6 protein-coding genes are annotated in these 7,858 nt (G+C 47.9%); 5 read left to right on the top strand and 1 reads right to left on the bottom strand.

Translation table 11 applies throughout. The features are described 5' to 3' along the window. The first annotated feature begins 364 nt into the window (after positions 1-364). The 3 genes from HMPREF9370_RS08805 (at position 365) to HMPREF9370_RS08795 (ending at position 3,899) form a co-directional block, all read left to right on the top strand. A complete protein-coding gene (locus HMPREF9370_RS08805) occupies positions 365-2,023 on the top strand; it encodes an electron transfer flavoprotein-ubiquinone oxidoreductase (protein WP_009117108.1) in 1,659 nt (552 codons plus the stop codon). 71 nt (positions 2,024-2,094) lie between these two features. Beyond that, entirely contained in the window at positions 2,095-2,472 is a 378-nt protein-coding gene (gene gloA2, locus HMPREF9370_RS08800) for an SMU1112c/YaeR family gloxylase I-like metalloprotein (protein WP_009117107.1), read from the top strand. Between the two features lie 173 nt (positions 2,473-2,645). Then, positions 2,646-3,899 carry an acetate kinase gene (locus HMPREF9370_RS08795; RefSeq protein WP_009117106.1) on the top strand — a complete coding sequence of 418 codons (1,254 nt, stop codon included), beginning with the start codon at positions 2,646-2,648 and terminating at the stop codon, positions 3,897-3,899. 87 nt (positions 3,900-3,986) lie between these two features. Here the strand turns inward: HMPREF9370_RS08795 and HMPREF9370_RS08790 are convergent, their stop codons facing one another. Then, entirely contained in the window at positions 3,987-5,228 is a 1,242-nt protein-coding gene (locus HMPREF9370_RS08790; protein ID WP_040667609.1) for a YihY family inner membrane protein, read from the bottom strand. Between the two features lie 67 nt (positions 5,229-5,295). On the opposite strand from HMPREF9370_RS08790, the gene wrbA reads away from it, so the two are divergent. Together wrbA and HMPREF9370_RS08780 are read left to right on the top strand one after the other, a co-directional pair. Beyond that, positions 5,296-5,901: an NAD(P)H:quinone oxidoreductase gene (gene wrbA, locus HMPREF9370_RS08785; protein WP_040667608.1), complete on the top strand. Its 606-nt coding sequence runs from the start codon at positions 5,296-5,298 to the stop codon at positions 5,899-5,901. Positions 5,902-6,290: 389 nt separating this feature from the next. Further along, complete coding sequence (locus HMPREF9370_RS08780) at positions 6,291-7,526, top strand: sugar MFS transporter (protein ID WP_009117104.1); 1,236 nt, start codon at positions 6,291-6,293, stop codon at positions 7,524-7,526. The last annotated feature ends 332 nt before the right edge of the window (positions 7,527-7,858 follow it).

Here is a 7,858-nt window from a genome sequence, read left to right as displayed (position 1 = left end):
GCCTGTCTGAAAAATTTTCAGACAGGCATTTGGTTTGTGGCTCGGTTTTATAGTCAATTAACTTAAAAATAGTACATTCGTCATACTCGCGCTTGACCCGAGTATCCTCTAAATTTGCTGGAACTCAAGATGCTCGGGTCAAGCCTGGGTATGACGGTATCGTTATTAAACTTAAGTGAATTGACTATAGCGAGGGAGTGTCCCCGTGTGCTGAAGCACTTTTCAGACAGGCATTGCCTGTCTGAAAATATTTGCTTCGGCTGATGATATAATAAACAGCAAACCATTCAATTGATTCAGTTTGAATCTCCATTCGGATGAATTCAGGCTGGCACAAGCAATAAAAATCACAGGAACATAAACAATGGACATGCAAGGCATTGAACGCGACAGCATGCAATATGATGTAGTAATTGTCGGCGCCGGCCCTGCCGGTTTAAGCGCGGCCATCCGCTTGAAACAGCTGGCGGAAAAAGCGGGCAGGGAAGTGAGCGTTTGCGTGGTGGAAAAAGGCTCGGAAGTCGGCGCCAATATTTTATCGGGCGCGGTGATTGACCCCGTGGCGCTAACCGAGCTGCTGCCCGACTGGCAGCAAAGCGGCGCACCGCTTACCCGCAGCGTTAGCGAAGACAGGGTGCTGTTTCTTACAAAAGAAAAGGCCTATAAGCTGCCCACCGCGCCGAGCTTTAAAAATCACGGCAACTATATCATCAGCCTCGGGCAGCTGACCCGTTGGCTGGCCGAGCAAGCCGAAAGCCTCGGTGTGGAAATCTACCCCGGCTTCGCCGCTACCGAAGTGCTCTACCATGCCGACGGCTCGGTTAAAGGCATTGCTACCGGCAATATGGGCGTGGGTAAAGACGGCGAAGCAACCGATATGTTCCAACCGGGCATGGAGCTTTGGGCGCAGCAAACCCTGTTTGCCGAGGGCTGTCGCGGTTCGTTGTCGAAACATTTGATTGAACGCTTCCGGCTTGACAAACACAGCCAGCCGCAAACTTACGGTATCGGCATTAAGGAAATTTGGGAAGTGGCCGAAGGCAAGTGTCAACCCGGTTTGGTGGTGCACAGCACAGGCTGGCCGTTGGACACCAAAACCTATGGCGGCTCGTTTATTTATCATCTCGATAATAACCAGGTAGCGGTGGGTTTCGTGGTGGGGCTGGATTATGAAAACCCTTATTTGTCGCCGTTTGAAGAGTTTCAGCGTTTCAAAACCCATCCTGAAATCCGTAAAACGTTTGAAGGCGGCCGCCGCATTGCTTATGGTGCGCGCGCTTTGGTGGAAGGCGGTTGGCAGAGCCTGCCGCGCTTGAGCTTTCCGGGCGGCCTGTTGATCGGTGATGCGGCGGGTTTTTTAAACGTGCCGCGTATCAAAGGCATACACACGGCGATGAAATCGGCCATGCTGGCCGCAGAAGCCGTGTTTCCCCGTTTGGAAGAAAGCGGGTTTGAGCCGGAAAGCGGTAAGGAAATCACAACTTTGCAGGGTCTGTTGGAAAGCAGCTGGCTGGGCAAAGAGCTGTATGCAGTGCGCAATATCCGGCCTTCGTTCAAATGGGGCATGTGGGCGGCGTTTGCCTATACCGGCTTGGAACAGTATGTGCTGAAAGGGCGCGGCCCGTGGACGCTCAAGCATCATGCGCCGGACTGCACAACCTTGAAAAAAGCCGCCGCTTGCCGCCCGATTGATTATCCGAAGCCGGATAATGTGCTCACGTTCGACCGGCTCGGCAGCGTTTTTCTTGCCAACATCAGCCACGAGGAAAACCAGCCCGCACATTTGGTTTTGCGCAATCCGGCAACCATGATTGATGTGAACTATAAAGAATACGCATCGCCGGAAACCCGCTATTGCCCGGCTGCGGTTTACGAAATTGTGGAAGAGGGCGGCCAGACGCAGCTGCGGATTAACGCATCCAACTGTGTGCATTGCAAAACCTGCGATATAAAAGATCCGACCCAGAATATTAACTGGGTTTGCCCTGAGGGCGGCAGCGGCCCGAATTATGGGGCGATGTAGGTTGTTTATGTGCAATGCCTGTCTGAAAAATATTTTCAGACAGGCATTGAGTGTTTTCAGAAAGGATAACCATGCGTCTGCACCATGTAGCATTGATTTGCTCCGACTACCAGCGTTCCAAACAGTTTTATACCGAAATATTGGGGCTGACCGTGTTGGCCGAACATTATCGCGAAGCGCGCCAATCATGGAAGCTGGATTTAGGCATCGGCGGGCATTATATGCTGGAGCTTTTTTTGTTCCCCAACCCGCCGAAGCGGCTTACCCGGCCGGAAGCTTGCGGTTTGCGGCACTTGGCTTTTGCGGTGGAAAATGTGGCGGACAAACATGCCGAGCTTAGCGAAAAAGGCGTTGCCTGTGAGTCAATCCGTGTTGACGAATATACAGGCAAAGTCTTTTTCTTTATTTTCGATCCGGATAACTTGCCGGTTGAGTTTTATCAGGAATAACTTTCAGACAGGCATTTCACTTTCGGTTGTTTAAACCGTATCCTATCGATATATCAGACAAATGGCAGCCATCAGATTTGCTGATGGCTGCCATTTAAATAAAAGATTGTACAAAGAGTCGGATTTTTGAGTACATTTCGGCGGCAACATGAGAATAATTAAGGAGAAACCATATGACCAACGATCTGATTTTGGTATTAAACTGCGGCAGCTCTTCCCTCAAGGGCGCATTAATTGATAATAAAACCGGCGGGCTGATTCTTAGCTGTCTTGCTGAAAAGCTGACCACCCCCGAAGCCTATATTACTTTCAAATATTTCGATAATGCCGATATCAGACCGGTCTCGCGCCGTTCTTGGTTTGTAGACAGAAAAGACGGTGATAAACACGAAGTCAGCCTGTCTGACCGCCACGACCACACCGGCGCAGTAGAAGCCCTGCTCGAAGAATTGCGTGCGCACGATTTGCAGGATATGGTGCGCGCTATCGGCCACCGCGTTGTGCACGGCGGCGAAAAATACAGCGGTTCGGTGGTGATTGACGACAAAGTAATGGCCGTGCTCGAAGAATGCATCCCGCTCGCGCCTCTGCACAATCCCGCCAATCTCACCGGCATCCGTGCCGCACAAAGCATTTTCCCCGGCCTGATTAATGTGGGTGTTTTCGATACCGCGTTCCACCAAACCATGCCGGAGCACGCCTACACGTATGCCGTGCCGCAAGAGCTTTATCAGAAATACGGCTTCCGCCGCTATGGCTTCCACGGAACCAGCTTCCGCTATGTAGCGCCGGTAGCTGCGGAAATCATCGGTAAAGACATCAATGACTGCTCATTGGTTATCGCTCACTTGGGCAACGGCGCATCGGTGTGCGCGGTGAAAAACGGTGAATCGCAAGACACCAGCATGGGCGTAACGCCGCTGGAAGGTTTGGTAATGGGTACCCGAAGCGGCGACCTCGACCCGAGCACCTGTTCGTTCTTGGCAGACAATGCCGGTATGGATGTAAAAGCCGTAACTGATATGCTCAACAAAAAATCCGGCCTGCTCGGCATTTCAGGTTTGTCGAATGACTGCCGTACCATTCAAGAAGCTGCCGCAGAAGGCCATGCAGGCGCGAAACTTGCGTTGGAAGTGATGACTTACCGCCTTGCAAAATACATCGCTGCTATGGCTGTGGCAACCAACGGCATCGACGCGCTGGTGTTTACCGGCGGTATCGGTGAAAACTCAGATGTGGTGCGAAGCAAAACGGTTAATTATCTCGGTTTCTTAGGATTGACCATTGATGAAGAAGCCAACAAGGCAACTCGCTTCGGTGCATCCGGCATCATCAGCCAAAAAGGCCGCGAGCCGGCTGTGGTAGTGGTGCCGACCAATGAAGAGCGTATGATTGCTATGGATACAGGCCGGTTGGCAGGTCTGTAAGTAGTTAGGTTGATAACCAGAATGCCTGTCTGAAAATTTTCAGACAGGCATTTTTTCATTGTTCAAGTTTCCTAATATCGGCAATGCTTAAGACGGATCGGTTTTTTCGTATGTCCGCATATGCCGTTGGAATTCCGCCAAGCTGATATTCATGCTTTCCATGCACGGCTGCATGATATCGTCAACGGTTTTGGAAATAGGATCGTTGCTGGAAATATGCTCAGGGCGGCGGTAAATAAAATGCTTGAACAGATCGTTAATAATGATGTGTTCCGCATTGGTTTTCAACACCCAGCCGTGGTTGCCGTGAAAGGTATAGCCGTGGCGGGCAAGCTGCTCCAAAAGGTCGCCCAGTTCATCGTAGCCCATATTGATATGTTGGCGGAATTGCTGAACTTTCATAGTCCGCCCGCGGTGTTGGGCATTATCCAATAGCAACAATACTTTCAATACATCATCAAAGCGCCCCCGCGAATCAAACTGGCGTAGGAATGCCTCGCCGTGCCAATAAGAGAAAGAGGAAGTTAACACGGCACCGCTGATTACGACCATCCACAAAGCATGTAGCCATACCAAAAATACAGGAATAGCAGCGAATGCGCCGTAAATCAATTGGTAGCTGTTAAACTGACTAACATAAATCCGAAAGCCCCAACGTAAAATTTCGAGTAAAACCGCCGTAATGGCGGCACCGGCAAAAGCATGTTTATTGGGTACGAAACGGTTTGGAACCAAACGGTAAAGTAGCCATAAAGCAATGGTGGTAAACAGGAATGATGTGAAAACGGCTAAAGCACGCGATAAAACCGGAAAAGTGGATTCCAGCCCGCTTTTACTCAGAAGCAGACCCCATACGGTTAAGCTTACACCGGCCACCAACGGGCCAAAAGTGAGCAGCGCCCAATAAACCAAAAACTGCATCCAAATAGAGCGCTGGTTTTTTACCTGCCAAATCCGGTTGAACGTTTGGTCGATGGTTTGAATCAAAAGCAGGGAGGTGACACCCAGCATGATGATACCGATGGCTGTCAGATTGCTGGCTTTCTGTTTGAATTCATTCAGATAATCAAACACCACATCAGCCCCTTCGGGCACAATGGTCATATTGATAAAGCTGATGAATGCTTCAGATACATCACTGAACATCGGAAAAGCAGACACAATCACTAAAGCCACGGTCAGCACCGGCACCAGCGCCAAAAGCGAAGTAAACGTTAAGCTGGCTGCAATTTGGGGCACGCGCACTTCATTAAAGCGGTGGATAAGAAAGCGGGCGAAACCAAACCAACGCGATTTGCCCCAGCCTTGCAAAAGGGAAGATTTCAGCATAATCTGCATATTGCCGCCGAAGCGGCTTGGGTTGTTAAGGAACGCTATTTTAACGGAAATGAAAACAATGAGCCAAAAAACCTTGAAAATACTCGTTTTATACTATTCTTTGCATGGAAGTACATTAAACCTAGCCCGCCAGATTGCGCGGGGTATAGAAAGTGTTGAAGGATGCGAAGCCGTGTTGCGCACGGTGCCGAAAGTGTCGGCGGTATGTGAAGCCGTGGAATCTGACATTCCGCAAGAAGGCGCCCCTTATTGCACGGCGGAAGACCTGAAAAGCTGCGCCGCTTTGGCATTGGGCAGCCCCACACGTTTCGGTAACATGTCTGCACCGATGAAGTATTTTCTGGACGGCACGATTGCACAATGGCTGTCGGGCGAATTGATCGGCAAGCCGGCAACCGTGTTTGCCAGCACTTCGAGCCAACACGGAGGACAGGAAACGACTTTGTTAACCATGATGCTGCCCTTGTTGCATCACGGCATGATAATCAGCGGGATTCCTTATAGCGAAAGTGCGCTATCCAACACGCAAACAGGCGGAACGCCCTACGGCTCGACACATGTGGCCGGTGCCGAAGGCAAGCCGCAATTGAGCCAACATGAGCAGCAGCTTGCTTTTGCCCAAGGCAAAAGATTGGCAGAGCTGGCCAAAAAATTGTCGGTTTGATATTTGTCAGCATGTATTTTCAGACAGGCATTTGCCTGTCTTTGTTGTTTGGTTACGGAAAATTTTATATGAATATTGGGATGTAAGATTGTTAATGGATTTTAAACAAGTTGTCTGAGTAAGTGCCTATGCAGGCTTAGTATTGATAAAGAAAATATTATCCTGTTTTTAAATAATTATTTGATATGGATTTGAAGTAGTGCGCCTTGTAATTTAAATTCTTTGTTTGGTTGCAAATAGGTAAATTTGTAGCAATATAACACTGGCGCCATACTGGAAATAGCAGTATGATTTCCCGTTGCCTAAAATTTGGCAAAATTTTACACTTAATGCTTTTTGAGTAAGTGTAAACTATATAATTATTTAAATTCAGAGATAGGATAAACATAATGTCTTCACAAGCTCCAAGTAATAATACGCCGGCTCTTGGCGTGTTAACGTCTCTCTTTTTTATGATGGGTGCAATCACTTCTCTAAATGATGTGTTGATTCCCCATTTGAAAAATGCGTTCAGCTTAAACTATACGCAAGCCATGTTGATTAACATGGTGTTTTTCGGTGCATACGCGCTGATGTCTATTCCTATGGGTAAAGTGGTAGAAAAACTGGGTTATAAAAACGGCGTCATCGGCGGCTTTCTGATTGCTGCTTTGGGCTGTTTGTTGTTTTATCCCGCTTCTACCAGCTTGTCTTACCCTGTTTTCCTGAGTGCTTTATTTATTTTGGCTTCCGGTATCACTTTATTGCAGGTTGCCGGTAATCCTTATGTGACTTTGCTGTCCAAACCGGGTAAGGAATCTGCAACCTTAACATTGGTGCAGGCTTTTAATTCGGTAGGTACGACGGTTGCGCCTCCATTGGGCGGTTTGCTTATTTTGGCAGAGGCCAGCCAGCATATGAATCCGTTGCAAGAAGCACAATCGGTACAAATTCCTTATCTGGGTTTGGCTGGTGTGTTAATTTTGCTGGCTGTTTTCGTGAAGTTGATTCGATTGCCGGATGCGAAGGCAATCGCTGAAGCGGAAACAGAGCATAATCATGATGGCAAAACCAGCGTGTGGCAGTATAAGCATATGATTTTGGGTGCGGTTGCTATTTTCTGCTATGTAGGCGCAGAGGTTGCAATAGGTAGCCTGTTGATTAATGTGATGGAGGCGGCTGCCGGCGTGACTCATTTGCAAGGTTCTAAATTGATTGCCTTTTATTGGGGTGGTGCAATGGTAGGTCGCTTCTTGGGATCTGCTGTAATGAGCCGCTTCCAGCCAAGCAAATATTTGATGTTTAATTCAGTGATGGCAATGATTTTAATTGCTGTTGCCATTCTCTCTGGCGGTAAAGTGGCAATGTTTGCTTTGTTGGGTGTCGGTTTCTTTAATTCGATTATGTTCCCGACTATTTTCTCGCTGGCTACCCGTGGCTTGGGTAAATTTACCGGCGCGGCTTCCGGCATTATTTGTACAGCTATCGTGGGCGGTGCAATTATTCCTTTCACGCAAGGTATGCTGATTGACGGTCTAACCGGTAGCATGGGTGCAACCAGTGCATTGATGGCTTCTTTTGTATTGCCTATTTTGTGCTACTTGTATATTTCATTCTTCGCGGCTAAAGGTCATAAAGTTGACTAAGTGATTTATTTATCAGTAATGCCTGTCTGAAAGTGATTTTCAGACAGGCATTTTTAATATGGTTGAGGGGCTTTATAAAGTTAATAATTGCATTATTTTGAGTTTGTCGTACTTGCATATAAGAAAACTGCTTACTCTAAGTAGTAATGTTATGTATTCCTGGCAAACTTGAGTAGGGCGGAAAGTGGCGATGGTTGTGGAAATGCCTGTCTGAAAATCGCTTTCAGACAGGCATTTCGTTGCACCACTTAATTAGGAATGTCGCTATAGTCAATCAACTTAACTTTTGCTATTCAAAGTTATTAATTTTTACCATTATAAAAAACGGCTTT

Source organism: Neisseria wadsworthii 9715, assembly GCF_000227765.1.
GTDB classification, from domain to species: domain Bacteria; phylum Pseudomonadota; class Gammaproteobacteria; order Burkholderiales; family Neisseriaceae; genus Neisseria; species Neisseria wadsworthii.
Note: the sequence above shows the minus strand (reverse complement) of the source record. Positions and strands in the feature narration are given on the sequence as shown.

Coding starts and splice junctions, on each gene's coding strand:
- wrbA (WP_040667608.1), top strand. CDS start 5,296: ATGAGCCAAAAAACCTTGAAAATACTCGTTTTATACTATTCTTTGCAT.
- HMPREF9370_RS08795 (WP_009117106.1), top strand. CDS start 2,646: ATGACCAACGATCTGATTTTGGTATTAAACTGCGGCAGCTCTTCCCTC.
- HMPREF9370_RS08805 (WP_009117108.1), top strand. CDS start 365: ATGGACATGCAAGGCATTGAACGCGACAGCATGCAATATGATGTAGTA.
- gloA2 (WP_009117107.1), top strand. CDS start 2,095: ATGCGTCTGCACCATGTAGCATTGATTTGCTCCGACTACCAGCGTTCC.
- HMPREF9370_RS08780 (WP_009117104.1), top strand. CDS start 6,291: ATGTCTTCACAAGCTCCAAGTAATAATACGCCGGCTCTTGGCGTGTTA.
- HMPREF9370_RS08790 (WP_040667609.1), bottom strand. CDS start 5,228: ATGCTGAAATCTTCCCTTTTGCAAGGCTGGGGCAAATCGCGTTGGTTT.